Source organism: Noviherbaspirillum sp. UKPF54 (genome assembly GCF_007874125.1).
Lineage (GTDB): Bacteria > Pseudomonadota > Gammaproteobacteria > Burkholderiales > Burkholderiaceae_D > Noviherbaspirillum.
The window spans coordinates 4190799-4215208 of record NZ_CP040128.1; the positions used below are offsets into that span (position 1 = coordinate 4190799).

Consider the following 24410-nt stretch of genomic DNA (forward strand, 5'->3'; position numbering starts at 1 on the left):
CTGGCACAACGCTCCTTCTTTCAAGCCAAACCACTATCGACATGAAGCCGACCCCATTCCCCGCATTATCCCCTTTGCTCGCATTATTACTGCTTGGCGCAGCCTTGCCGTCTCCTGTCCCGGCACGTGCAGCCGAGCAAGCCGCTGCTGGCACGCCGCTGCCACCCTTGCTTCTGGCGCAAACGTATACAAATGGCTACGATCTTGCGCACTATCTGGTGAGCGAAAAGCTGGACGGCGTGCGCGCTTACTGGGATGGCAAGAGCCTGCGCTTTCGCAGCGGCCGGCTCATCCATGCGCCTGCCTGGTTCATCGCGAAGTTGCCCGCGCATGCGCTGGACGGCGAATTGTGGATGGGGCGGCATAGCTTCGAACGCCTGTCCGCCGCAGTGCGCCGGCAAGAGCCCTTGGATGCCGAGTGGGAGCGCATCACCTATCAACTCTACGAATTGCCCGGCGGCGAAGGTGGCTTCAGCGAGCGCATCGCCCGCCTGCAAGCCAGCGTCGCGCAGATGGGGGCGCCATGGCTGCACGTCGTGGCGCAGACACAGGTGGCCGATGACACTGCATTGAAGCTGAAACTGGTCCAAGTCTTAGGTGAAGGCGGCGAAGGCTTGATGCTGCATCGTGCGGACGCGCAGTGGCAAACCGGGCGTTCCGACGTGTTGCTGAAACTAAAGCCTCAACAGGATGCCGAAGCAGTGGTCTTCGGGTACGAGGCCGGCCGCGGCAAGTATCAGGGCATGCTCGGCGCCCTCATCGTCAGGACCGCAGATGGACGCCGTCTTCGCCTCGGTTCCGGGTTGAGTGATGCAATGCGTCGCGCTCCGCCGGCCATCGGCAGCACCGTCACCTACCGTTACCGTGACTTCACAGCAACCGGCTTGCCGAAGTTCGCCAGTTTCCTGCGCGTGCGGGAAAGCGAGTAAATTTAGGCGTTGTGGCGCGTTTTGATGACTAAGTATTAACGAAAAGCGCTGCTTTTCAAGCATTTTCGAGTTTTTTTAGAAAAACCCTTGCGCACTGGATTTTGGCTTGCTATAGTTCGCCTCCCGTCGCGCAACGCAGCGAACAAAACGATTCGAAAGCGGCGACGGCAGGACAAGTTCTTTAACAAGTAACAGCCGATAAGTGTGGGCGCTTGGTGGGCGTGCGGCGGTGGCGGAAGCTGCCGAAGCTCAAAGCATATCAAGTGCTCGCAAGAAATACAGGTAAGTTCGCAAGAACGGACCTAGTCAGTATTTTGAGTGAGCGACGGTTCTTAGGAACCTGCCGGTAAAACGGCACAAAACAGGAATTGAACTGAAGAGTTTGATCCTGGCTCAGATTGAACGCTGGCGGCATGCCTTACACATGCAAGTCGAACGGCAGCGCGGGCTTCGGCCTGGCGGCGAGTGGCGAACGGGTGAGTAACATATCGGAACGTGCCTTAGAGTGGGGGATAACTAGTCGAAAGACTAGCTAATACCGCATACGACCTACGGGTGAAAGTGGGGGATCGCAAGACCTCATGCTCTTAGAGCGGCCGATATCTGATTAGCTAGTTGGTGGGGTAAAAGCCTACCAAGGCGACGATCAGTAGCTGGTCTGAGAGGACGACCAGCCACACTGGGACTGAGACACGGCCCAGACTCCTACGGGAGGCAGCAGTGGGGAATTTTGGACAATGGGGGCAACCCTGATCCAGCAATGCCGCGTGTGTGAAGAAGGCCTTCGGGTTGTAAAGCACTTTTGTTCGGGAAGAAATCCTTCTGGCTAATATCCGGAAGGGATGACGGTACCGGAAGAATAAGCACCGGCTAACTACGTGCCAGCAGCCGCGGTAATACGTAGGGTGCAAGCGTTAATCGGAATTACTGGGCGTAAAGCGTGCGCAGGCGGTTGTGCAAGACAGAGGTGAAATCCCCGGGCTTAACCTGGGAACTGCCTTTGTGACTGCACGGCTAGAGTGTGTCAGAGGGGGGTAGAATTCCACGTGTAGCAGTGAAATGCGTAGATATGTGGAGGAATACCGATGGCGAAGGCAGCCCCCTGGGATAACACTGACGCTCATGCACGAAAGCGTGGGGAGCAAACAGGATTAGATACCCTGGTAGTCCACGCCCTAAACGATGTCAACTAGTTGTCGGGGATTAATTTCCTTGGTAACGCAGCTAACGCGTGAAGTTGACCGCCTGGGGAGTACGGTCGCAAGATTAAAACTCAAAGGAATTGACGGGGACCCGCACAAGCGGTGGATGATGTGGATTAATTCGATGCAACGCGAAAAACCTTACCTACCCTTGACATGGATGGAATCCTTGAGAGATTGAGGAGTGCCCGAAAGGGAGCCATCACACAGGTGCTGCATGGCTGTCGTCAGCTCGTGTCGTGAGATGTTGGGTTAAGTCCCGCAACGAGCGCAACCCTTGTCATTAGTTGCTACGAAAGGGCACTCTAATGAGACTGCCGGTGACAAACCGGAGGAAGGTGGGGATGACGTCAAGTCCTCATGGCCCTTATGGGTAGGGCTTCACACGTCATACAATGGTACATACAGAGGGCTGCCAACCCGCGAGGGGGAGCTAATCCCAGAAAGTGTATCGTAGTCCGGATTGTAGTCTGCAACTCGACTACATGAAGTTGGAATCGCTAGTAATCGCGGATCAGCATGTCGCGGTGAATACGTTCCCGGGTCTTGTACACACCGCCCGTCACACCATGGGAGCGGGTTTTACCAGAAGTAGGTAGCCTAACCGCAAGGAGGGCGCTTACCACGGTAGGATTCGTGACTGGGGTGAAGTCGTAACAAGGTAGCCGTATCGGAAGGTGCGGCTGGATCACCTCCTTTCTAGAGTATCCGCGCAGAAATCAAGCGTTCACACTTATCGGTGTGTTATTCGAGAACAGCAATGGGTCTGTAGCTCAGCTGGTTAGAGCACCGTGTTGATAACGCGGGGGTCGTTGGTTCGAGCCCAACTAGACCCACCATCGGATATTGGGGGTTTAGCTCAGCTGGGAGAGCACCTGCTTTGCAAGCAGGGGGTCGTCGGTTCGATCCCGTCAACCTCCACCAAGACATCAAACCTAAGTCATCGCCAGGGTGGCGAGGTGATTTAGGTTTGATCTTTTACGATCGATAGGCTGTTTTTGTTCTTTAACAATCTGGAAGAAGTAGTAAAGATTTATCAGTTGGAGCTGATATGTTGTGATGACGTATTGGTGACGACTGGTGGGTTGTGATTGTATCAATCATTAGTATGAAAGAGTTCTCGCAAGTAGAAATACGAGCGACAAGTTCTGGAATACGGCACGCAAACTCAAGCTCTATAGCGTTTCTTGCAAGAGAAGCTAACGTTATAGGGACAAGCGACTAAGTGCACATGGTGGATGCCTTGGCGATATCAGGCGATGAAGGACGTTGTAGCCTGCGATAAGCTGCGGGGAGCTGGCAAACAAGCTTTGATCCGCAGATTTCCGAATGGGGAAACCCGGCCCTTTGGGTCATCTCACACTGAATACATAGGTGTGTGAAGCGAACGTGGCGAACTGAAACATCTAAGTAGCTACAGGAAAAGAAATCAACCGAGATTCCCAAAGTAGTGGCGAGCGAAATGGGAACAGCCTGCAAGATTTAGCAGTCGAGATAGCAAAATGCTCTGGAAAGTGCAGCCATAGCGGGTGATAGCCCCGTATGCGAAATCTGGATTGTGGAACTAAGCTTGCGACAAGTAGGGCGGGGCACGTGAAACCCTGTCTGAACATGGGGGGACCATCCTCCAAGGCTAAATACTCGATATCGACCGATAGTGAACCAGTACCGTGAGGGAAAGGCGAAAAGAACCCCGGAAGGGGAGTGAAATAGATCCTGAAACCGTGTGCATACAAACAGTAGGAGCCTCGTAAGGGGTGACTGCGTACCTTTTGTATAATGGGTCAGCGACTTACATTCAGTGGCAAGCTTAACCGTGTAGGGAAGGCGTAGCGAAAGCGAGTCCGAATAGGGCGTTCAGTCGCTGGGTGTAGACCCGAAACCAGATGATCTATCCATGGCCAGGATGAAGGTGCGGTAACACGCACTGGAGGTCCGAACCCACTAGTGTTGAAAAACTAGGGGATGAGCTGTGGATAGGGGTGAAAGGCTAAACAAATCTGGAAATAGCTGGTTCTCTCCGAAAACTATTTAGGTAGTGCCTCAAGTATCACCACCGGGGGTAGAGCACTGTTATGGCTAGGGGGTCATCGCGACTTACCAAACCATTGCAAACTCCGAATACCGGTGAGTGCGAGCTTGGGAGACAGACGCCGGGTGCTAACGTCCGACGTCAAGAGGGAAACAACCCAGACCGCCAGCTAAGGTCCCAAAGATTGGCTAAGTGGAAAACGAAGTGGGAAGGCTAAAACAGTCAGGAGGTTGGCTTAGAAGCAGCCATCCTTTAAAGAAAGCGTAATAGCTCACTGATCGAGTCGTCCTGCGCGGAAGATGTAACGGGGCTAAGCCAGTCACCGAAGCTGCGGATCTGCAGTAATGCAGATGGTAGGAGAGCGTTCTGTAAGCCTGCGAAGGTGTCTTGTAAAGGATGCTGGAGGTATCAGAAGTGCGAATGCTGACATGAGTAGCGATAATGCGGGTGAAAGGCCCGCACGCCGTAAGCCCAAGGTTTCCTGTTCAACGTTCATCGGAGCAGGGTGAGTCGGCCCCTAAGGCGAGGCAGAGATGCGTAGCTGATGGGAAGCAGGTTAATATTCCTGCACCGTCGTTAGATGCGATGGGGGGACGGATCGCGGAAGGTTGTCCGGGTGTTGGATGTCCCGGTTCCTGTATCAAAGAAGGCCAGTAGGCAAATCCGCTGGCGTAATTCAAGGGTATGGGACGAGCGGCCTTGTGCCGCGAAGCAATCGGAAGTGGTTCCAAGAAAAGCCTCTAAGCTTCAGTCTAACGAGACCGTACCGCAAACCGACACAGGTGGGCGAGATGAGTATTCTAAGGCGCTTGAGAGAACTCGGGAGAAGGAACTCGGCAAATTGGTACCGTAACTTCGGGATAAGGTACGCCCTTGTAGCTTGACTGGCCTGCGCCAGGAGGGTGAAGGGGTTGCAATAAACTGGTGGCTGCGACTGTTTAATAAAAACACAGCACTCTGCAAACACGAAAGTGGACGTATAGGGTGTGACGCCTGCCCGGTGCTGGAAGATTAAATGATGGGGTGCAAGCTCTTGATTGAAGTCCCAGTAAACGGCGGCCGTAACTATAACGGTCCTAAGGTAGCGAAATTCCTTGTCGGGTAAGTTCCGACCTGCACGAATGGCGTAACGATGGCCACACTGTCTCCTCCCGAGACTCAGCGAAGTTGAAGTGTTTGTGATGATGCAATCTACCCGCGGCTAGACGGAAAGACCCCATGAACCTTTACTGTAGCTTTGCATTGGACTTTGAACCAATCTGTGTAGGATAGGTGGGAGGCTTTGAAGCGAGGACGCTAGTTCTCGTGGAGCCGTCCTTGAAATACCACCCTGGTTTGTTTGAGGTTCTAACCTTGGCCCGTTATCCGGGTCGGGGACAGTGCATGGTAGGCAGTTTGACTGGGGCGGTCTCCTCCCAAAGTGTAACGGAGGAGTTCGAAGGTACGCTAGGTACGGTCGGACATCGTGCTAATAGTGCAATGGCATAAGCGTGCTTAACTGCGAGACTGACAAGTCGAGCAGGTACGAAAGTAGGACATAGTGATCCGGTGGTTCTGTATGGAAGGGCCATCGCTCAACGGATAAAAGGTACTCTGGGGATAACAGGCTGATTCCTCCCAAGAGTTCATATCGACGGGGGAGTTTGGCACCTCGATGTCGGCTCATCACATCCTGGGGCTGTAGCCGGTCCCAAGGGTATGGCTGTTCGCCATTTAAAGTGGTACGTGAGCTGGGTTTAAAACGTCGTGAGACAGTTTGGTCCCTATCTGCCGTGGGCGTTGGAAGTTTGAGGGGGGCTGCTCCTAGTACGAGAGGACCGGAGTGGACGAACCTCTGGTGTACCGGTTGTCACGCCAGTGGCATTGCCGGGTAGCTAAGTTCGGAAGAGATAACCGCTGAAAGCATCTAAGCGGGAAACTTGCCTCAAGATGAGACTTCCCGGGAACTTGATTCCCCTAAAGGGTCGTTCGAGACCAGGACGTTGATAGGTCAGGTGTGGAAGCGCAGTAATGCGTTAAGCTAACTGATACTAATTGCCCGTGCGGCTTGTCCCTATAACCTTAGCAGGTATAGGCAAGTAAGCGTGTGAATGACTGATTCATCACACCCGCCAAAATTTGTAGTACCCCTGATTGCTACTTCTTTCCAGATTGGGCCGTTTGTTGCAGCAACCGCTGAACAACCGGCTTTACAAGTTATGCCTGATGACCATAGCGAGTTGGTACCACCCCTTCCCATCCCGAACAGGACCGTGAAACGACTTCGCGCCGATGATAGTGCTGCAACCAGTGTGAAAGTAGGTTATCGTCAGGCTTGTTACCCAAAAACGCCCCCAGCATCCAACTGCTCGGGGCGTTTTGCTTTGCACTACCCACCTCATCCTGCTCCCGCCGTAATTCGCTGCCTACTTCTGGCAGGCAGCAAAGCAGGCAATCCAAGTCAGCGCTTATGCGGCATTTTGCACGAGTGTCAGTCGATTATTTAGCCAGTCTAGAATTTTCATGAAAATTTCTTCGCGATTAAGCTCGTTGAAATTCTCATGATAGTTGCCCGGATAAAAATGATATTCGAGCAAATCGGGGCTCACGGTTTTCAGCATGGCTTCCGTCGCATTGGCGTCGGCTAGCTTGTCATCGCCGGCAACCACCGCAAACAAGGGATAAGGCCATGTGGACAGCTTTCCAACCAGTGTTGCCTGCGCTTGTTGCAGGGCATGGGCAAAACGGAAGGTGACTTCGGTTGCCCGCACATGGTCTTTCTCGTCCGCGAAATGGCGTGCCGTGATAATCGGATCGTGGGTCAGTACGTTCGTCATGGATGCCAGCGGCACTTTCATCTTCGGAAAGAGCGTGGCCAGGACGGTAGACAGCGAAACCAGCAGCCGGGGCACCTTGATTGCGTTCACGTAGTAAGGAGAGGAAAGGATGAAACCCTTGATATCGCGATCGCGTCCGAACCGTTCCAGCCCGAGGTGAGTGGCAATCAGCGCTCCCATCGAGTGCCCCATCACGAAGATCGGCAGCCCTGTGTAGTTGCGTTTTACCCAGTGCAGAAACAGCTCCGCATCGTCTAGAAAGCTGCCGAAGCTGGGAATGTCGACGCGCTTCTTGCGGTCGTGGCCAACCATGTCAAAACTCACCGTCGCGATACCTCGTTCGCGGAAATAGCGAGCGGGCGTCACATAGTCGCCGGCGTGAGCCATGCCGCCATGTAAGGCCAGGATGATCGCTCTTGGCTGTTTGGGTTCCCAGATATGTATGCAGCGTTCGACGTGGTCACTGCATTTGAGCGTCGCTAGCCTATCTTCGGAAAATCTCATCGCTCACCCCAAATTGTCCATCTTCAACCGCTTCGCCCGAGTGGTCCGTGCGGAAAACACTTGATGCTATGATAACGCCGGGAGCCTGCCCATCAGGGAGGGGTGACGTACGAAGCCAAATGCTTGTCCTCGCGGGCATGAGCCCAAGCATATCGAAAAACTAATCTGAATCAAGGTTTTTCATCGTTCCTGCTGCCGGACACTGGTTTCACGCGAAAGCACGATTTAATTATTGGGCCCGGCTCTGTTATGCGCTCCGCACCGTCATCTGAACGGGTCATCAAACAACTTTGTCATGGGAGAGCGATGCGGCTGCGATGACGGGCCCTGGGAGCCTATAAAAGCGAACCGAACGCGCAATGCGCGCACATGGCACATTCGTCATGCGCGGTGCGTCGCGTGAATTCAATCATTTCAAGGAAAACAATGAAAATCGAAACTCTTGCGGTGCACGCCGGTTATACGCCCGATCCGACGACGAAGTCGGTGGCGGTGCCGATCTACCAGACAGTGGCTTACGCGTTCGATAGCGCGCAGCATGGTGCCGACTTGTTTGACCTGAAAGTGCCGGGCAATATCTACACCCGCATCATGAACCCGACTCAGGATATCCTGGAAAAGCGTGTTGCAGCCCTGGAGGGCGGCATCGCCGCGCTCGCCGTCGCCTCCGGCATGGCCGCCATCACCTACGCCGTCCAGACCATCTGCGAAGCCGGCGACAACATTGTTTCCGCCAGCACGCTGTACGGCGGCACGTATAACCTGTTTGCGCATACGCTGCCGCAAATGGGCATCCAGGCGCGCTTCGCCGACTCGCGCAAGCCGGAAAGCTTTGCGCCACTGATCGATGGCCGTACCAAGGCGATCTTTTGCGAATCGGTCGGCAACCCGCTGGGCAATGTCACTGATATCGCCAAGCTGGCCGACATCGCGCATGCGCATGGCATTCCGCTCATCGTCGACAACACCGTGCCGAGCCCTTATCTGTGCCGTCCGTTCGAGCACGGCGCCGACATCGTCGTGCACGCGCTCACCAAGTACCTGGGCGGCCACGGCAACAGTATCGGCGGCGCGATCGTCGACAGCGGCAAATTCCCGTGGGCCGAGCACAAGGAGCGTTTCAAGCGCCTCAACGAACCCGATGTTTCGTATCACGGCGTGGTCTATACCGAAGCGCTGGGCCCGGCCGCGTACATCGGACGCGCTCGCGTCGTCCCGTTGCGCAACATGGGCGCGGCGATCTCGCCGATGAATTCCTTCCTCATCCTGCAGGGCATCGAAACGCTGGCGCTGCGCATGGACCGCATTTGCGACAATGCGTTGGCGATCGCGCGGCACCTCAAATCACACCCCAAGGTCGCCTGGGTCAACTACGCCGGGCTGGAAGACCACCCGGACCATGCACTGGTGCAGAAATACATGGAAGGCAAGGCGTCCGGCATCTTGTCCTTCGGACTAAAAACGGCGGACAAAACCGACCCGCGCGCCGCCGGCGCCCGCGTGCTCGACGCAATGAAGCTGTTTACGCGGCTGGTCAACATCGGCGATGCCAAGTCCCTGGTCACCCATCCGGCATCGACCACGCATCGTCAGCTCAACGCGGAAGAACTGGCGAAAGCGGGCGTATCAGAAGACATGCTGCGCCTGTCTGTCGGAATTGAGCATATCGACGATCTGATTTCTGATTTGGATCAGGCGCTGGCAGCGGCATAAAATAGTGTAGTAGCAACAAGGCGCCGGCCCAGGCGGGAGCATGCGCCGCCGCCTTCCGTAACATTACAAGGAGATTTCATGTCGCAATGGTTCGAAGATAACTCGCTGTCCATCGGCCGCACTCCGCTGGTGCGCCTGAACCGCGTCACCGACGGCGCCGCCGCCACCGTGCTGGCCAAGATCGAGGGCCGCAACCCGGCCTATTCGGTCAAATGCCGGATCGGCGCGGCCATGGTGTGGGATGCGGAAAAGCGCGGCTTGCTCGGGCCCGGCAAGGAATTGGTCGAGCCCACCAGCGGCAATACCGGCATCGCGCTCGCGTTCGTCGCCGCCGCGCGCGGCATTCCGCTCACGCTCACCATGCCGGAGACGATGAGCATCGAGCGCCGCAAGCTGTTGCTCGGTTACGGCGCCAAGCTGGTGCTGACCGAAGGGCCGAAGGGCATGAACGGCGCCATCGCCAAGGCGGAAGAAATCGTCGCTTCCGATCCGGGCAAGTACGTGTTGCTGCAGCAGTTCAAAAATCCGGCCAACCCGGCCATCCATGAAGCCACCACCGGCCCGGAAATCTGGCAGGACACCGACGGCAAGGTCGACATCTTCGTGTCGGGCGTCGGCACCGGGGGCACCATCACCGGCGTGTCGCGCTACCTGAAGAAGGCTAAAGGCGCCAATGTCGTATCGGTCGCGGTGGAGCCGAGCGCGTCTCCGGTACTGACCCAGACCCGGGCCGGCGAGCCCTTGAAGCCGGCTCCGCACAAAATCCAGGGCCTGGGCGCCGGCTTCGTGCCGGAAGTGCTCGACATGAGTCTGGTGGATGCGATCGAAACCGTCGGCAACGAGGAAGCGATCGATTGCGCGCGCCGACTGATCCGCGAGGAGGGCATCCTGTGCGGCATTTCCAGCGGTGCGGCAGCCGCGGCCGCCTTGCGCTGGGCCAGGCGCGAAGAGAACGCGGGCAAGACCATCGTGGTGGTGCTGCCGGATTCGGGCGAACGCTACTTGAGTTCGGTGCTGTTCGAAGGCATGTTCGACGCCAGCGGCATGCCGTTGTAAGGGGGCGCGGGGCGAACCGCGCCCCGCGTCGTTTTCAGGGCATGACTTCGACGTACTCGTACACTTCGCAATTGGCGACTTCATTGCGCACCGCCAGCGGCGCGTTTGCATACCAAGCGTGCGGGTCATGCCGGTCCACTTCTTCGCCGAGGAACTTCACCAGTTCGCAAACCGGCTCCACTACCTTGCTGCGGTAATGTGCATCGCCCTCGACATAGGCAACATGCAGGTTCTTCATGCAATTACCGCGGCAGAATGAATAGGCAGAACAGCTGCCGCACGGCATGTCGGAATGCGGTTGCAGCGGGCTTCTCCTGAGCCAGTTTTCAACGACACTGCCGTGCTGCATGGCGGGTTTGTCGGTCATGTCCGGGCACGGATAGATGGAGCCGTCCGGCAGCACGTTCAGGATGTGCGTCGACGAGCGGCACTGGGTAAAGCCGGAGGTGAGTTCCATCGCGCGCGACGGCAGCACCTTGTTGCGCACCACGCCCATGATCGGGATGAAACGGTAGAGCTCGCCTCCGGCGAAAAAGCGCTCGACCAGGCGGCTCAGTACGCGCCGTTTTTTCGCGACTGCATCTTCATCGTATGCTTTGTCATCCTGCACGAATTGCCAGTACACGTAGTCGAAGGATTCCAGTAGCGCATCCAGCTCTTCAAAGGTCGTGTCGGCGCTGCCCCAGGTTACGCGCGCGGTCAGCGAGCCGGCCAGCCGCTCGCGGATTTCCGCTGTCTTGGCGAGCACGCGCCGGTAAATTCCCTTGCCGCGAAAACCATCGGTGATGTTCTCACCGCCGTCGACCGACACCAGGACATTCGACAGCCGGGCAAGGATATGGTCGGGCAGCCGGTGCAGCAGGGTGCCGTTGGTCTGCAGTTGGAAGCGGAAATTCGGGTAACGCTGCATCACCTGCTCCATGAACCCGACGTTCAGGGTCGGCTCGCCGCCGTAGAAGGTGACATAGATTTCATGCGCGCTCAAATGAGTACGAATGAAATGGTCGAGCGCATCGAGCGAATAGCTGACCTTGCCTTGCGAGCCGACCACCGCGCTTTCCGAGCAATAGGTGCACTTCAGGTTGCAGCGCAGCGTGGTGAACAGGTTCAGCTCGGCCCGGTTACCGATGATCGGGTGATTGTGCGAAACGGATGGGGCAGGGTGATGCAATGCTGTCATGTTGATGCGGCGTTTTTAAGGGAGGGCAGATTCTATCCAAAAGTCTTCTTCGCGCAATTGATCCGGATCGCCATTACGAAAAGGATCATTTTTTCGGAATATGCAGCGTTGTATCATGACCGGATCTTGCCAGTGCATTTACTGAGGAAAACGGAGGTGCCCCATGAGCATTGATAGCCAGATTCCGGCCCACTATGACGGGAAGACGATACGACTGCACTGGATCACGGCGCTGCTCGTAATCCTGCTGTGGTGTCTGGGAGAGACGATCGACTGGTTTCCTCGAGGTACGCCGCGTGTCACGATGCGTAGCTTGCATATCAGCCTGGGTGTCATTCTTGGATTGGTGATTGCATATCGCATTTGGTGGCGCAGTACGGGAGGCGTGCGCTTGCCGCCGGCCGAAACCGGAAAGCTTCAGACGCTGGCGACGGCCATACATTTTCTGCTGTATGCCGGGGTCGTCGCTACTGTCGTAATCGGTGTTGCTAATGTCTGGGTAAGGGGCGACACGATTTTCAACCTGTTTACTGTGCCGAAACTCGATCCGGCCAACAAACCGTTGCGAGAAACGATAGAGGAGCTGCATGAACTTGCCGCGAACATCGTCATCGTGCTCGCGGCTCTGCATGCCGGCGCGGCATTGATGCATCATTACCTGTGGAAGGACCAAGTCTTGCGGCGTATGTTGCCGGGTAGCCGGTAACCGGGGATCGGCATCCTCGTCACCGCCGCTCATGCCGCCTCCCCGACGATGATGCCGCCGTTTTCGCATTGTGCGGCATGCACGTCCGTAATCAACTGTTTCGCGTCGACCAGATTCAGCAAGGTCGGCAGCGATGGATCCGCCAGGCAGGAAAACAGCTGCGCGATATCGATGGCCTGGATCAGCAGGCGCCCGCCGTTGGCCTTGATCACCTGCTTGACCAGCAAGCCATCGGCTTGGGCGGCAAACGGTGTCGGCACGATTTGCGCGGGCTGAAATTCCGGCACGCCGTGCAAGTCCCCGACCAGCAGGCCGACTTGCCGCTCGCCGTGACTCACCACCACCACCTGGCTGCCGTTGTCGAGCGAGGTCGGCTTGCCATGCATCAGATGGGCCAGGTCGAAGACCCAGACATAGCCTTTATCTTCGCCTTGCTGCTCCACCGCGAGCAAGCCGACGCGCTCGCGCCGGCCGCCCATCGATACGGGCGCTACCTGCGACGCCGGCAATGCTTGCCGCACGCAGGCGGCGGGCAAGGCGAACAGTGCACCGTCGACGAAGAAGGTGGCGTATTCTGTGCCGCCGTTGATGGTCAAGTCGGTTTCGATTGTCGTGTCGTTGCGGTTCGCGCCTCCGCTACTGCCGCGTGCTTCGCCGAAGGGGGTGAACACCAGCGCCAGCACATCTTCCCGGTAGCCATCGGTCACCTTGAATTCGCGGTAGCCGCTCGATGCGGTGCAGCCCATGACCGAATAATGCCCGTCATGGATGACGATGCGCGAGGCACTGCTGCCGTTGTCCAGCTGCAGCAGTGCCGGGTCGATGTCCAGCCACGAGCCCGGCGGGCGCGCCGGGTCGGTGGATGACAGCACGCGGCCGGTGCGGTCGGTGAAAAAAGCGGTGGTGCCGGGTTTGTCGTGCAGTGCGCCGCCGAGCATCGCTGCCAGCTCCGGTTCTGCGTCGAACACGATGCCGATGCCGCCGACGACCGTCGATTCGCGCGACGGATCGCGTATCGCCGCATGATAGACATAGGTCGGACGGTCGCCGTACAAGGGCGTCGGCGCAAACGGTGTTACGACATACTCCTGCTCGCTGCGCAGGGCGCGCACCTTGGCCAGCGTATCGGCGTCGATGCGGCTGCCGATCACCGGCACTCCGTTTTCCAGCGGATTGGTGCTGGCGATGATTTCGCCGGTTTCGGTGTACACGAAAATGCGGGTGTACACCGTGTACAGCTTGTTGATGTACTCCAGCACCTCGGTGACCCCGTCCAGTGGCGCGCTGTAGCGGTCGGACGAGGACAGCACGTGGCGCAGCTCCGGCGTGAGCGCCCACCAGCGGCAGTCGTCCGAGCGCTCGTACAGGTTGCGGTCGAGCAGATCGACCAGCAGGTGCGACACGAACTCCGCGTCGCGCAGGGAAGACGCCAGCACCGTTTCGTACAGGTCGCGGATCGACTGCGAAAACAGCGCATCGCTGCGGTTGCCGGTTTCGCTGATCTGGTCGAGGATGGTTTTCAGCTTCAGCAGTTCGCCGCGCTGGCCGGCGGTCATCACCTGCCCGTTCCACACCACGCGGCGGATGGTGTCGGCCGCGGTCATGATCTCGAACAGCGGCGGGCAGAACGAACGCGCATGCGACAGCAGACCGTCGGCGATATCGCCGTCGAGCGCCGCCAATGTGTGCGCGCCAACGCCATGGAAGGCGACGTTGACCGGCACCATCACCTGCCCCTGCCATCCGGGCGGCCCCATGTAGCCTTGGTAGCCTGCGGCGGAAAAAGTGCGCACCAGGTACTCTCGCCCGCCATACAGAAGCAGTTGCGGCTGCGCCTCGCGGTTGACCGGAACCGTGGCGCCGACCGGAATCCAGCGTTCGTCGGCGCTCGCGATCACGCGGTTGTGGGCGTCGAGCAGCAGCATGTTGGAGCGCCCGTCCGGGTCGCGGTGCGAGCGAAAGATGCCGGCCATCTCTTCCTCGAAATGAAAGCACAGGCACAGCACGCCGACCGGCGCGCCAGAATCCGGGTGCAGCATGCGGCGCGAATAGATCAGCGCTTCCTGCTTGCCCGGCCGCAGGTCGCTGTGGCGGAAAGTTTCGACATAGCCGTCGCAAGCGAGCGACGCGGCGATCAGCGGATCAGTGCTGCCTTCGAGCGGCGTGTCCTCATTGATCTGCACCAGCACATTGCCTTCGGTGTCGAGCAGGATGATCTCGTCGTACACGGTGTACTTGCTGCGGTAGGCGCGCAGGCGCAGGCGGATGGCGTCGGCGTCGTCGCGCTGGCCGGCGACGAACGCGCACAGCTCGCGGTCGGTGGCGAGAAAGCCGACGTCGGCAGTGCGCTCGTACAGGTTGCGCACCACGATGTCGATCACGTACTGCGCCTTGGTGGCAATCTCGGCGAGCACGTTGCCGACCTTTTCGCGTACCAGGCTGTTGACCAGATCCTGCTCCAGGCGGTTGAACCCGGCGCGGGTGGCAGCCATGGTCGGCAGGATCGCCTTGGCCTCGACGGGGCAGTTCATCTTGGCCGACGCCTCGATCATGCGCCACATCAGGTTCAGCTCGCGCAGCGATTGCTCGCAGCGCATCACGTCGCGCATGTAGGGGAGGAAGGTATCGATCGGCAGGGAGTCGGTATCGCTCGTCATTGTTTTTCTCGGCAAAGGGTTGAGGGCGGCCTGGCACATGCACGGCGCAAAATAGTGCGCTGCAACAATATTGCAAGGAGCAGGCCAAGTCAGTGAATGGCCGCCCTGAGTGCGGCTGGCGAACGGGCAGCAGCCGGCAGAAGCGCGTCTGTTGCGGGAGCGCCGGGTCTGGCAAGCGGTCTCGAAACGGCTTAAGTCGACTGAAAAGGTGCCGGGGACAAGTCTTCCCGTGCGCCAAAATAGTGCATAAATGCAACTTTTCAGCGCGTAATAGCAGTGGCTATCTGCTTTGGTAACGAGGATGGCAACAGAAATTCCTAAAAGATATATTTTGTTTGCATCTTTTATTCCGCGTGCTTAAAATTGCTCTGTATCAACGATTGCGAACCCGGCGCTCACCGGCGCGCGGCAGCGGCAGTCGCTTGAGCCCTTTTCAAACAGATCGTAGGGAGTGTTCATGAACATCGACAAGTTCAAGCATCAGCATATTGAAATCCTCACGTGCATCGCGACCTTGCGGGACCTGGTCAAGAGCGGGATCCGCGACAATGCCGCCGACATCTCCCGCATGATCATCGGGATGAGCTCGACCATCAAGCTGCACCTGGCAGTCGAGGACACGATCCTGTATCCGGCGCTGCAGGCGACGAAAAATCCCGCACTCGCGCGCATGGGGAAACGGTTTCAGGATGAAATGACGAGTATCGCGCAGGCCTACCTCGATTTCGCGCGCCGCTGGAACACGCCGGCGACCGTCTCCGGCAACCCGGAACAATTCCGCGCCGACGCCAACAGCGTGCTCAAGGTGCTGTACGAGCGCATGCGCAAGGAAGACACCGACTTTTACCCGGTCATCGAGGCCAGCTGATTTATCCCGCCTGGAATGACCGTGCCGACCGTGCCCGCTGCCGCCGAGGGAATCGAGGTCAACCCGTTTGACATGGTGCTGTGCCTGGCGCGCGCCATCGATTTCCTGCATCCCGCCGTGTCGGAACATCACCTGCGGGTGGCCTATGCGGCATCCTGCGTGGCCGAGGAACTCGGCTTGAGCGGCGCGCAGATCGAGGATGTGCTGATCGCCGGCGCCTTGCACGACCTGGCCGCCGTCAGCTCGCCGGCCTGGGCCGGGCTGCTGGAGGACGCCCTGACGCAGGACTTGCTCAGCCGTACCCAGATATCGGATGAAGTGCACCGGCATGGCATGCAGGGCTATCTCATGCTGCGCGACTGCCTGCCTTTCGCCCGGGCCGCGCATGCCATCCGCTTTCATCATGTCGACTGGGATTTCGGCCGCGGCGGCGAATTCGGCGGCATCCCGGTTCCGCTGTCGAGCCATATCCTGCGCCTGGCGGACCGCGTGGCGGTGCTGCCCGGCGACAGCGCCGATGTGCTGGCGCAGGCTGCGGGCCTGCGCGCGGCGGTCGCTTCCGGGCGCAATCGCCTGTTTCATCCGGACGTGGCCGACGCGTTCGACGCGCTCTCGCACAAGGAGTCCTTCTGGCTCGACCTGACCAGCCGCCACAAGGAGCGCATCCTCATGCGCCGCTTCGGCGGCGCCACCGTGCCGTTCGACCTGGACGGCCTGCGCGCGCTGTCCAGGATCTTCGGCCGGATCATCGATTACCGCAGCGCGTTTACCGCGACGCATTCAAGCGGGGTGGCCGCCACCAGCGAAGGACTGGCGACGCGTCTGGGGCTGGCGCCGGCGCAGCGCGGGCTGATCGGCGTGGCCGGCTATTTGCACGACATCGGCAAGCTGGCGGTGCCGCCGGCGCTCCTGGACAAGCCGGGCAGGCTGACGGCGCAGGAAATGTTCGTCATCAAGCAGCACCCGTACTACACGCATCAGATCCTGTCGACGGTGCCGGGCCTGGAGCAGGTCGATATCTGGGCCTCGCTGCACCATGAACGCCTCGACGGCACCGGCTATCCATTCCGTACACGCGACATTCCGCCTGGCGCGCGCATCATCGCCGTGGCCGACGTATTTACCGCCATCACCGAAGACCGGCCTTATCGCCGCGGCATGGCACGCGCCGAGTGTCTGGCGGTTCTCGACAAGCAGGTGTGCGACGGCGCGCTAGACGGTGATATCGTGGCAATCCTGCGCCGCGATTTCGACGACATCCAGCAGATCCGCAACCTGTCGCAGCAGGCGGCCGTCGCTCAGGAATAGGCGAACATGACGCGGTTTCGCCCTTCGGACTTGGCGCGGTAAAGTGCCTGGTCGGCGCGGCGGATGCCGGCGGCGACTCCCTCGCCCGGCGACATGGCGACCAGCCCGGCGGAGAACGTCACCACCGGCAGGTGCGGCAATTCGACGGCGCAGGCGAGCGCAATGCGGTCGCGCACGCGGCCGAGCACCTGAGTGGCGTCGTCGAGGCTCGTATCGCGCATCAGGAGCAGGAATTCCTCGCCGCCCCAGCGCGCCAGCACGTCGGTCGCGCGCAATGCGCCTTGCGCCTGCCCGGCGAACAGGCGCAGCACGGCGTCGCCGGCGTCATGGCCGTGCTTGTCGTTGATCTGCTTGAACCAGTCGATGTCGAGCAGCGCCAGGCAGGTCGGCTGGCCGGACGTGCGCAGCCTGCGCTCTTCGTCGGCCAGCACTTCGCTCATGTGGCGCCGGTTGGCCAGCGAAGTCAGTTCGTCCTGCGTGGCCAGGATCCGGATGCGCGCCAGCGCGTCGGCCAGTTCCGCCTTTTGCGCTTTCAGATGGGAGCGCAGCTGGCTCAGTTTGCCGGTCAGGAAGGCGACCACCAGCAGCGTCGCTGCCGCGATGAAAAAGTGGATCATTTCCAGACGTGGCGGGAAGCGCACCGGATCGATGCACGGGAGCGCGGCCATCGTCAAGCCGAGCAAGCCGATGGCGAACACGCTGAGGCTGTGGCTTTTGTCCGCCTCCAGCGTAAATGTGCAAAATACCAGCACCACCAGCAGGATGCTGAGTGTCGCGCCGCGCGCCGGGCCGCTCAGCGCGTAGAAGAAGACCGTGCAGATAATGGCCAAGATGCCCTGGGCGAGCGCCAGCTGCGACGGCCGCAGTGACAGCCGGGCGCTCAGGCGGATGAGCAGGAAAAACGGCAGCAACCCGCCGAGCATCACGATCGACGTCCATATCGTCGCCTGCCGCGGCGCCTCGCCGAAGCTGACTTCGAGCCAGAGCAAGGCAGTGCACAGCAAATACATCCCGGCGGTGACCGCCCAATAGCCGAGCTGGCGCCGGATCTTTTCATCGGTGCTGACGAGAAGGTTCCAAACGGAAGAAAGCGAGCGCATGCGAGAACCCTTCGGTGACAACGGTGCCGTCCAGCCATGACCGGACTCACGGCTGGCTGTTTCCCTACGGTAACTAAATGTAACTGCTTTCCGTGCCAAAGGAAAGGGTCGTTAACGCGACGCGCTGGCTACGCAATCTGCCTGCCGAGAAAGTGCTATTGAACGCGATCAAGCAATCGTTTTGCATCGCCGCATTTCCAATCGGCACTAGATTTTTATCAAGCGCCATCCACATTCCGCTGCCGCCCTTGGAGATTGCGCGGCAAACTGCGCAGCGCAGATGGCTTTTTATGCCTCCCTACAACGTGCGGCGCTTCACCACTGCCGTCGGATGACAAGAAAACGGATCACGTTCCATGGCTACACCAAAGAAAACCACAGCGGCGCGCGCGCGCGGCGCGGCGCAACCTGTTCGCGCCCTGCGCAAGAAGCCCTCCCGGAAAACAACGCTCACGGCGCCGCCGGCCTCCGATTCGGCCGTGTTCCGCCTGGTGCGGCAAGTGCGGGAATGGACCGATTCCCTGCTCAACATATCGGTGGCCGCCACCGATATCACGATCACGCTGGCGCGGCAACGCATCAGCAGCCCCGAACAGAAGGACATGCTGAAAAAAACCGGCGACCTGCTGCGCAGCGCGCGCAAGACGGCCGGGCTGAGCCTGGAGGAACTAGGCAAGGCGGTGGACTTGCAGGACCCGGTCTTGCTGGACCTGGCGGAAAACGGCAAGGCGGCGCTGCCGTTCGAAATCATCTTGCGCCTGACCGCGATCCTCGGGCGCAAGGACCCGGTGGTGTTTTTCCTGAACCTGACGCGCAGCTACAACCCGAAGTTGTGGAAGATCATTGAAGACCTCGGCTTTGGCCGGTTACTGGTGCAGGCCGGGCGCGAGCGCGAGTTCGCCAACATCTACCGCGCCTGCGACGATGCGCGCGAATTGAACGACCAGGAATTCGCCAGCGTGCTGGCCTTCATGCAGTCGGCGTTCGGCATGGCAATGGCATTGCGCGCCCGGGAACAGAACGCAGCCTGATGCTGTGATTGCCGTAACGACATTGCAGGCAGATCGAACTTCCGTTTCCGCGCCGCGCTCCAATCCTTCATGCGGGAACCGCTTCCATCGTGGAGGTGTTTCACTTAAGCATGAAGGAGATCGCGATGCGTACACCAATTGTGTTGCTGGCCGCGATGGCATTGCTCGCGGCTTGCTCGACCGCCGACCAGCGAGCTGCGTACGATGCCGACCCGGCCCTCGCGATGGCGCCGCAGTATGGTCCCGGATGCGAAAAGGCCGGCTATGCCAAGGGCAGCGAACAGTGGCGCGCTTGCATCCTGAAATCCGGCAGGCGAGATAACCTGGCGCAGTGGGGACAGTTCTGGGACCGGTATCCGCAACAGCAGTCGTGGAATCTCACCCGCTGAAGACGCCGCGCTAGCGGTGCTCGCATTCACCACGCCGTCAAGCGCGGCACTGGCGGGCTCGTGGCCCGGCCAGTTTTCCAGCAGCGCTTGCGCGGCTCGCTCAATCCTGTGGCGCGTGCTCCGTCTGCGCGGCGCGGCGCACCGAGTGCGGCAGCACGCTGGCGACCACTTGGCCGACGCTGTCGCTCACGCCGATCACGACTTCCTTGACCGTCCTGACCGCCAGGTTGCCGATCTTGCCGGCCTCGACGATGGCGCCTTCGGCGGCGCGCTTTGCCGCGTGGGCGGCGTTGCCGCCGGTGTCGGCGGCGCCTTCGATGATGCCATTGGCCGCATGCCGTGCAGCGCGGCCGGCGTCGTTGCCGACCATGGAGGCATGCTTGATGACCGCATGCGCGGTTTCGGCCGCCGCGGCGATGACGTCGCCGCCGACTTCATGCACGCCCTGTACCACACCCTTGGTGACGCTCTTGATGCTGGCGGTCAGGTCCAGGCCGACCTGCTCGGCGGCCTGGATGGCACCGGTGACCACGTTGTGGATGACTTGCGTGAGTTCGGCCGCCGCGCCGCCGCCGGCCTTAAGCGCGTCCGACACCGTGGCCCTGACCACGATGACGATGTCGGCATCGGCGGCCTTGCCCGACAGGCGACTGACGATGCTTTCCTTGACCGCCGCCGCGCCCTCGTTGCCGGCGGCTGCATGCATGTCGGTTTGGGTGTCGACATCGGTGACGTCGGCGTCCTGCAGTTGCGCGGTGCTTTCCTTTGCCTGAAATGCGATCATGGGGATTCCTTTTTGGTGGTTGGGGGGAAGGCGTCGGACCGGGGCGCCTTCCTCGCCGGAACGGGCGCCGCAAACGGCGGTGCATGTCGGAGTAGGGGGCGCCGCCGGGGTTGTCGAGCCGGGGTTAACTGTCGTTTGCCGGGCTGCTGCGCGCGTTGATCCATCTCACGCGTCCCGATACCGCTGCAGCGTGCATACAACAGCTTTCGGAATGGAACATGTGCAACGGAAAACCGGCGGCACAGTCTTGCGGCGATTCAAATCCCGCGTCTGATACGGCGCAAGGTGTTGTCGTCAAGGTCAACGCACCGTATGAAGGTGAAGATAACTCGCCAATCCGTGCGAAACTCTGGAGGGACTATGGCAATGCAAGCGTATTCATGCAGCAGCGGAGCGGCACATGGCCGAGTGCGCTGACTGCAAGGCGCTCGTTGGGCGCAACGCCGCCGTGTCGCCACACGCCGAACTGCTGCTGCATTCGCAGGCGGGCATCAATTTCGGTGCCACCGCGACCGGCCACGTCGAGTACTACGTTTGCCATGCCTGCGGCACCAAGTGGGAGCGCATCGTCGCCAGGAGCGAGCCGGACGCGGTATGGCGGCATACCGACCGGCCACTGGATTAAGGCGTGGTACAACTTATAGCTGCGTGACCCAGTGTGACGTCTAACAGCACGCTGCGGCGCGCTTGTGCATGCCGGAATTGGAATAGCACCGCTTGCCGCCTTTTTCCTTCCACTGAAAGCGGAACTTCACTTCGCCGGAGCGGATCAGTTCGCAGCTCGACTGTCCCTCCGCGCGCAGGGAAATCCGCCAGGCGGCAGCTGCTTCCCGCTCGCGCAGCTGCAGCTCGGTGCTGTTCATGGCGCGGCAGAATTCATGCCACTGTTCCAGCCGGTTGAGCCAGTCGCTGTACCGCAGGTATTCGTGGCGCCTGGTTTCGCTCGACAGGCACTCAGGGCCACAAGCCTTGTATTGCCGCGCATAGCTGGCGAATTCATCGTCCCAATGCATGCGGCACTCGGCCGCGTTGGCGAACTCGCTGACCTGGGCGCGGGCGGTAACGGTCAACAAAGTAATGCCGATGCAGCAAAGCAGGCGGATGGCGGAGGAGCAGGCGGCATGCTGCATGTCATTCTCCTTTGCGGAGTTTGATGGATGGTCGGGCAAGCTGCCTGCGATCAAGCGGCATCGATCGCGGGCGCAGTACTACTCAAGATATTTCGCCTTCCTGCGTGCGGTTTGTAGAAGCTCAAGGTGCCGGCCAAAAGCGGCGAAGTTTGGGGGGCGGCGCGCACGCGGCAATCACATGCGCGCCGCATTGATGCTTGCCGGCGTTATTGCACGCCGTGCGCGAAGGCCATCATTTTTTCCGGGCAAAGGAGAGGGAAGAAAGGCCGGCGCTGCAAGTCATGTTGTCTTGCGCCGGCCGCAACGTGTCGTTGCATGAAACGCGATCAGGCGTTCGGACTGCGCTTGACAAAAAATAGCGCCGCGCCGACGGCCATCAGGATGCTGCCGAAAAACGCGTTTTGCATTTTCACTGCGCGTGCGTCGCGGAAAAAGCGCTGCATCGATGATGCGGCGAAGGCATAACCGTGCATCACGGCCAGGTCCACCGTGCACATGGTGGCCGCCAGGATCAGCAACTGCGGCAGCACCGGCGCGTCGTGTGTGATGAATTGCGGCAGTACCGCCACCATGAAGATGATGCCTTTCGGATTGGTGGCATTGGTGAGGAAGCCGAGCAACAGGCGCCGGCGCAGCGGCGGCACGGCTGTCTGCGCCGGTTCCCGCGCCGGCAGGTCGGAGCGCACTTGCACCTTGGCGCGCCATTGCGCAAAGCCGAGATAGATCAGGTACAGCGCGCCGACGGTCTTGACGACGCGGAAGGCGACTTCGGATGCCAGCAGCAGCGAACCGACGCCCGCGCCGGCGATGAACAGCACCAGCAGCAGACCGAGCTGCAGCCCGAGGATGGTGCCGGTGGTCTTGCGCACGCCGTAGGACAGGCCGTGCGACATCGACAGTACGGCGCCCGACCCGGGAGAGACGGCGATGATGCAGGCGGCGAAGAAAAAGGTGATCCAGGCGGCGAAAGTCATGTGCGCTCCATGCGTAATCCTTAAACAAGGATTATGCAACGTCGCGCCCGAACGTGCTCGGCAGTGCCCGGGCCTGGTCGCCGGCGTCAGTGCGACATCAGTACCGGCACCGTCATCGAGCGCAGGATGGTTTGCGTGACGCCGCCCATGAGCACTTCGCGAAAGCGCGCATGGCCATAGCCGCCCATCACGATCAGGTCGGCGCCGATGTCGGCCGCGTGCGACAGCATCGCATTGCCGACATCGATCTGGTGGCCGACGTGCTGGCGCGAGACTTCGACCTCGATGCCGTGCCGTTCCAGGTAGAGCGCGATATCGGCGCCGGGTTCTTCGCCGTGCGCGTCCGGGCCGACCTCGGGATTGAATACGTTGACCTGTACCAGCCTTGCGTTGCGCAGCAGCGGAATGGCGCCGGAGACGGCGCGCGCCGCTTCCAGGCTGCCGTCCCAGGCCACCATCACCCTCTTGCCGATGGCGCCGGCCTTCCATGCATATGGCACCAGCAGCAGCGGCCGGCCGCTATGCATCAGCACGTATTCGACCATGTCGGCACGTTGCGCCGGCGGCATTTCGTCCGGATCCGGCTGACCGACGACCAAGAGGTCGCTGTAGCGCGCCTGCAGACACAGGGCGATGCCGGCTTCGTCCTCGATCACGCGCTTTTCGAAAAACGGCACCCCGGCCTTGTCGGCCGCCGCCTCGAAGGCTGCAAGATTGGTCGCGCACTGTTCCTTCATGAAGTCGCGGTAAATGTTCAACCCGGCCGCGCCGGCGCCGAGCAGGTCGGCCATGTAGTAGTTGTCGGCCGGGCCGCTGCACGCCACGCCGACGAGATGTGCGCCGGCGTCGCGCGCGACCTGGGCCGCGACGTTGATGCGGTCGATCAGATGCTGTGATTCGTTGACATGAACGGCGACGATGCGATAAGTCATGTGGGTTCTCCCTGTGTGGGTAAAAGCGCCGCGCACCGCCGGCACTGCAAGGATGGCGCTGGCTGGTGCGACGCGAGCGGCCCATGGTAAGACGCCGGTCAGGAAAATTGCATGACTCAAGTCAATGAATTCCGGCACGCACACACAGGGGATTTTTTGATCTTGGTCATTTAAATCGCTGGGCATTGACCATAGTATTTTTTTAATAACTATTTGCAACACGGCGCGCAACGGCCGGAGGGAGGTGTCACATGGTTCATGGGTACAGCACAATCGGTGTCTACGTCGACGATTCGCCCCAGGCGCAGTCGCGCATCGCGCTGGCCGCGCACTATGCGGTGGGCTGCGGCGCCCATCTGGTGGGCGTGGCGGCAACCGGTTTGCCGGCGTATTTCCACCTCGGCGGATTGACAGGTGTCGCAGCGGCGGCGGCGCCGGCCTACCTGGATCAGCTCAAGGAGCAGGCGTACGCCGCGCTGGGGCGGTTCGCGCGCGCCGCCGGCCGAGCCGGCGTGCAGTCGTTCGAAAAACGCGTGATCGAGGACGATGCGGGGGCGGCGCTTTGCCTGCAGGCGCGCTACAGTGATCTGCTGGTCATCGGTCAGCATGACCTCTCCGACTCCCTGCGGGGGCAGACGCTGACGGAATACGTGATGATGAACTCGGCTTGCCCGGTGCTGATCGTGCCCGCTGAGGGGACATTTACTCTGGACGCGCCGCGCGTGCTGCTCGCCTGGGACGGCGGCATGCAGGCCGCGCGCACGGTGCATGCCGCCATTCCCCTGCTGCGGCAGGCCGCCCAAGTCCAGGTCGCGATATTCGACGCGGAAATCGGACCGCAGGCGCATGGCGAGGAGCCGGGCGCCGACATCGCGCTGTTCCTGGCCCGCCACGGCGTCAAGGTCGAGGTAAGCCTGCTGTCCTCGGCGGGCGATGTCGGCGGCGCACTGCTGGCGCATACCGCCTATTTCGGCGCCGACCTGATCGTGATGGGCGGCTATGGCCATGCGCGCTTTCGCGAAGTGCTGCTGGGCGGCGTCACGCGCGCGGTGCTCGACGCAATGACAGTGCCGGTGCTGATGTCGCATTAATTCCGCAC

The 24410-nt window shown here is 60.2% G+C and carries 18 protein-coding genes, 2 tRNA genes and 3 rRNA genes; 15 read left to right on the forward strand and 8 right to left on the reverse strand.

The window, feature by feature from the left end; all coding sequences use genetic code 11:
• Positions 1 to 104 precede the first annotated feature (104 nt).
• The 6 genes from FAY22_RS19335 (at position 105) to rrf (ending at position 6477) form a co-directional block, all read left to right on the forward strand.
• On the forward strand, positions 105 to 929 hold the full coding sequence (locus FAY22_RS19335; RefSeq protein WP_246860575.1) for a DNA ligase: 825 nt from the start codon (positions 105 to 107) through the stop codon (positions 927 to 929).
• 370 nt (positions 930 to 1299) lie between these two features.
• Positions 1300 to 2830, forward strand: a 16S ribosomal RNA gene (locus FAY22_RS19340).
• Positions 2831 to 2893: 63 nt separating this feature from the next.
• Positions 2894 to 2970 (forward strand) — tRNA-Ile (locus FAY22_RS19345).
• A 9-nt stretch (positions 2971 to 2979) separates the two neighbouring features.
• Positions 2980 to 3055: transfer RNA gene (locus FAY22_RS19350), tRNA-Ala, on the forward strand.
• Between the two features lie 287 nt (positions 3056 to 3342).
• Positions 3343 to 6218 (forward strand): 23S ribosomal RNA (locus FAY22_RS19355).
• 146 nt (positions 6219 to 6364) lie between these two features.
• Positions 6365 to 6477, forward strand: a 5S ribosomal RNA gene (rrf, locus tag FAY22_RS19360).
• Together the 16S, 23S and 5S rRNA genes with 2 tRNA genes alongside form the textbook arrangement of a ribosomal RNA operon.
• A gap of 133 nt (positions 6478 to 6610) precedes the next feature.
• On the opposite strand, the gene FAY22_RS19365 is transcribed toward rrf, so the two are convergent.
• Positions 6611 to 7483: an alpha/beta fold hydrolase gene (locus FAY22_RS19365; protein WP_146332224.1), complete on the reverse strand. Its 873-nt coding sequence runs from the start codon at positions 7481 to 7483 to the stop codon at positions 6611 to 6613.
• A 426-nt stretch (positions 7484 to 7909) separates the two neighbouring features.
• On the opposite strand from FAY22_RS19365, the gene FAY22_RS19370 reads away from it, so the two are divergent.
• Both FAY22_RS19370 and cysK read left to right on the forward strand, forming a co-directional pair.
• Positions 7910 to 9196 (forward strand): O-acetylhomoserine aminocarboxypropyltransferase/cysteine synthase family protein, encoded by a 1287-nt coding sequence (locus tag FAY22_RS19370; protein WP_146332226.1) that lies wholly within the window; start codon positions 7910 to 7912, stop codon positions 9194 to 9196.
• Positions 9197 to 9274: 78 nt separating this feature from the next.
• Complete coding sequence (gene cysK, locus FAY22_RS19375) at positions 9275 to 10252, forward strand: cysteine synthase A (RefSeq protein WP_146332228.1); 978 nt, start codon at positions 9275 to 9277, stop codon at positions 10250 to 10252.
• A 34-nt stretch (positions 10253 to 10286) separates the two neighbouring features.
• Here cysK and FAY22_RS19380 read toward each other — a convergent pair whose 3' ends face one another.
• The gene (locus FAY22_RS19380) at positions 10287 to 11432 is read right to left on the reverse strand and encodes a radical SAM/SPASM domain-containing protein (RefSeq protein WP_146332230.1); all 1146 of its coding nucleotides are present in this window, start codon (positions 11430 to 11432) and stop codon (positions 10287 to 10289) included.
• Positions 11433 to 11595: 163 nt separating this feature from the next.
• On the opposite strand from FAY22_RS19380, the gene FAY22_RS19385 reads away from it, so the two are divergent.
• Entirely contained in the window at positions 11596 to 12138 is a 543-nt protein-coding gene (locus FAY22_RS19385) for a cytochrome b (protein ID WP_146332232.1), read from the forward strand.
• Between the two features lie 29 nt (positions 12139 to 12167).
• On the opposite strand, the gene FAY22_RS19390 is transcribed toward FAY22_RS19385, so the two are convergent.
• On the reverse strand, positions 12168 to 14795 hold the full coding sequence (locus FAY22_RS19390; protein WP_146332234.1) for a chemotaxis protein CheW: 2628 nt from the start codon (positions 14793 to 14795) through the stop codon (positions 12168 to 12170).
• A gap of 457 nt (positions 14796 to 15252) precedes the next feature.
• On the opposite strand from FAY22_RS19390, the gene FAY22_RS19395 reads away from it, so the two are divergent.
• Both FAY22_RS19395 and FAY22_RS19400 read left to right on the forward strand, forming a co-directional pair.
• Positions 15253 to 15663 (forward strand): hemerythrin domain-containing protein, encoded by a 411-nt coding sequence (locus tag FAY22_RS19395; protein ID WP_146332236.1) that lies wholly within the window; start codon positions 15253 to 15255, stop codon positions 15661 to 15663.
• Between the two features lie 21 nt (positions 15664 to 15684).
• Positions 15685 to 16971 carry an HD-GYP domain-containing protein gene (locus FAY22_RS19400; protein WP_168204893.1) on the forward strand — a complete coding sequence of 429 codons (1287 nt, stop codon included), beginning with the start codon at positions 15685 to 15687 and terminating at the stop codon, positions 16969 to 16971.
• Here FAY22_RS19400 and FAY22_RS19405 read toward each other — a convergent pair.
• The gene (locus FAY22_RS19405; RefSeq protein WP_146332240.1) at positions 16962 to 18071 is read right to left on the reverse strand and encodes a GGDEF domain-containing protein; all 1110 of its coding nucleotides are present in this window, start codon (positions 18069 to 18071) and stop codon (positions 16962 to 16964) included. The genes FAY22_RS19400 and FAY22_RS19405 overlap by 10 nt on opposite strands.
• 356 nt (positions 18072 to 18427) lie before the next feature.
• Here FAY22_RS19405 and FAY22_RS19410 point away from each other — a divergent pair, with 356 nt between their 5' ends.
• Together FAY22_RS19410 and FAY22_RS19415 are read left to right on the forward strand one after the other, a co-directional pair.
• Positions 18428 to 19102 carry a helix-turn-helix transcriptional regulator gene (locus FAY22_RS19410; RefSeq protein WP_146332242.1) on the forward strand — a complete coding sequence of 225 codons (675 nt, stop codon included), beginning with the start codon at positions 18428 to 18430 and terminating at the stop codon, positions 19100 to 19102.
• Between the two features lie 125 nt (positions 19103 to 19227).
• The gene (locus FAY22_RS19415; RefSeq protein ID WP_146332244.1) at positions 19228 to 19491 is read left to right on the forward strand and encodes a hypothetical protein; all 264 of its coding nucleotides are present in this window, start codon (positions 19228 to 19230) and stop codon (positions 19489 to 19491) included.
• Between the two features lie 100 nt (positions 19492 to 19591).
• On the opposite strand, the gene FAY22_RS19420 is transcribed toward FAY22_RS19415, so the two are convergent.
• Positions 19592 to 20275 (reverse strand): hypothetical protein, encoded by a 684-nt coding sequence (locus FAY22_RS19420; protein ID WP_146332246.1) that lies wholly within the window; start codon positions 20273 to 20275, stop codon positions 19592 to 19594.
• Between the two features lie 400 nt (positions 20276 to 20675).
• Here FAY22_RS19420 and FAY22_RS19425 point away from each other — a divergent pair, with 400 nt between their 5' ends.
• A complete protein-coding gene (locus tag FAY22_RS19425; protein WP_146332248.1) occupies positions 20676 to 20900 on the forward strand; it encodes a hypothetical protein in 225 nt (74 codons plus the stop codon).
• A gap of 40 nt (positions 20901 to 20940) precedes the next feature.
• Here the strand turns inward: FAY22_RS19425 and FAY22_RS19430 are convergent, their stop codons facing one another.
• The 3 genes from FAY22_RS19430 to FAY22_RS19440 form a co-directional block, all read right to left on the reverse strand.
• Complete coding sequence (locus FAY22_RS19430) at positions 20941 to 21405, reverse strand: hypothetical protein (RefSeq protein ID WP_146332250.1); 465 nt, start codon at positions 21403 to 21405, stop codon at positions 20941 to 20943.
• 326 nt (positions 21406 to 21731) lie between these two features.
• The gene (locus FAY22_RS19435; protein WP_146332252.1) at positions 21732 to 22379 is read right to left on the reverse strand and encodes a LysE family transporter; all 648 of its coding nucleotides are present in this window, start codon (positions 22377 to 22379) and stop codon (positions 21732 to 21734) included.
• A gap of 86 nt (positions 22380 to 22465) precedes the next feature.
• Positions 22466 to 23311: a universal stress protein gene (locus tag FAY22_RS19440; RefSeq protein WP_146332254.1), complete on the reverse strand. Its 846-nt coding sequence runs from the start codon at positions 23309 to 23311 to the stop codon at positions 22466 to 22468.
• Between the two features lie 251 nt (positions 23312 to 23562).
• On the opposite strand from FAY22_RS19440, the gene FAY22_RS19445 reads away from it, so the two are divergent.
• On the forward strand, positions 23563 to 24402 hold the full coding sequence (locus tag FAY22_RS19445) for a universal stress protein (protein WP_146332257.1): 840 nt from the start codon (positions 23563 to 23565) through the stop codon (positions 24400 to 24402).
• The last annotated feature ends 8 nt before the right edge of the window (positions 24403 to 24410 follow it).